The organism is Kocuria sp. ZOR0020 (genome assembly GCF_000800955.1).
GTDB classification, from domain to species: Bacteria; Actinomycetota; Actinomycetes; order Actinomycetales; family Micrococcaceae; genus Kocuria; species Kocuria subflava.
Genome location: NZ_JROX01000465.1, coordinates 1 through 232, shown reverse-complemented (window position 1 = coordinate 232; position 232 = coordinate 1). Strand labels below are relative to the sequence as shown.

Below are 232 nucleotides of genomic sequence, written 5' to 3'. Positions count from 1 at the left end.
AAGTCAAATGGCATTGATACGTTTTCCTTGATCCAAGTGAAAGCTCCGTCAAAGTCTTGTTTCAGTAAGCTCATTTTATCAACGATGTCGATAATTTGCTCTTTTTCTTCTGCTGTGTACATGTAACCGACTTTCTAGAAAGGTAGGTATGATTCATCAACTTCAATCGGTTCAGAGTTTCCAAACAAGTCTTGTTTAGCTTGTGATTGACTGCTATTATCATTAGAAATAA

At 35.8% G+C, this 232-nt stretch carries 1 protein-coding gene; it reads right to left on the bottom strand.

Annotated elements, in window-relative coordinates:
* Window positions 1–134 precede the first annotated feature (134 nt).
* The gene (locus L979_RS17150) at window positions 135–230 is read right to left on the bottom strand and encodes a single-stranded DNA-binding protein (RefSeq protein WP_369793009.1); all 96 of its coding nucleotides are present in this window, start codon (window positions 228–230) and stop codon (window positions 135–137) included.
* Window positions 231–232: the final 2 nt, after the last annotated feature.